The sequence below is a fragment of the Streptococcus australis genome, from assembly GCF_019930045.1.
Taxonomy (GTDB): domain Bacteria; phylum Bacillota; class Bacilli; order Lactobacillales; family Streptococcaceae; genus Streptococcus; species Streptococcus australis_D.
Genome location: NZ_JAHZQQ010000121.1, coordinates 1 through 838, shown reverse-complemented (window position 1 = coordinate 838; position 838 = coordinate 1). Strand labels below are relative to the sequence as shown.

The 838-nt window shown below is 33.4% G+C and carries 1 protein-coding gene; it reads left to right on the top strand.

All coding sequences use genetic code 11. The features are described from left to right. The first annotated feature begins 162 nt into the window (after positions 1–162). Positions 163–675 carry a GNAT family N-acetyltransferase gene (locus tag K1J10_RS10580; protein WP_049473333.1) on the top strand — a complete coding sequence of 171 codons (513 nt, stop codon included), beginning with the start codon at positions 163–165 and terminating at the stop codon, positions 673–675. The last annotated feature ends 163 nt before the right edge of the window (positions 676–838 follow it).

Here is an 838-nt window from a genome sequence, read left to right as displayed (position 1 = left end):
GCTGTTTTTCGCAATTCTAGTATATCAGATGAACGTGTCTTTTGTGTTGCACTTCATTTTACAACAGGGCAAAATAAAAGAATCTTTTTAAATTCTGTAAATTTCACTTTGTGTAAACATGAGAAAATGTTGAATGTAGATAATGATGGGGGAGGCTTTGAAATGATCAGTTTAGAGTTGTTGTCTGAAGCAAATAGTTTAGATGTCTATTCTTTTGAAAAAGAAAATCGAGAGTATTTTGAACGAAATTTACCTCCTAGACCAGCTAACTATTTTGATTTAGAAGGTTTTAAAGAAATTACAAGGGAGTTGTTAACGGAACAAAGGAATCGTGATGTCTATATGCATCTTATTAGAGATTCGCAAGGCGTTATGGTCGGGAGAATCAATTTAAGTGTCTTAGATGGTGATCGGAAAACAGCAGAACTTGGGTATAGAATTGGGGAAAATGTTACCAATTTAGGTTATGCAAGCGAAGCGGTTAGACTCGTTTTAGACAAAGCGTTTACTACTTATGGTTTTAATAGAATCATTGCAGGAACAGCAAGAGATAATCTAGCTTCTCAGAGAGTGCTTTTAAAAAATGGCTTCACCTTTAGTAGAATGATAGAAAATGACTTACAAATTCATAATGAGTGGGTTCATACAGCAGTATTTGAGGTAAGGAGACCATAATATCATCATTTCCAGTCTATTAACAAGGTTAATGGAGTTATATTCTTTCCAGACATTCAAGAATTTTCTCTTGGATGTCTTTTTTGTATGATAAATTGTAAAATATAGTGCAACAAAAAAACTCATAGCGTTTCATTGGGGTAAACTGTAAGTATTCACACAA

Bases quoted from the DNA above. Each gene is read 5' to 3' on its own strand.
- K1J10_RS10580 (WP_049473333.1), top strand. From the start codon at position 163: ATGATCAGTTTAGAGTTGTTGTCTGAAGCAAATAGTTTAGATGTCTAT.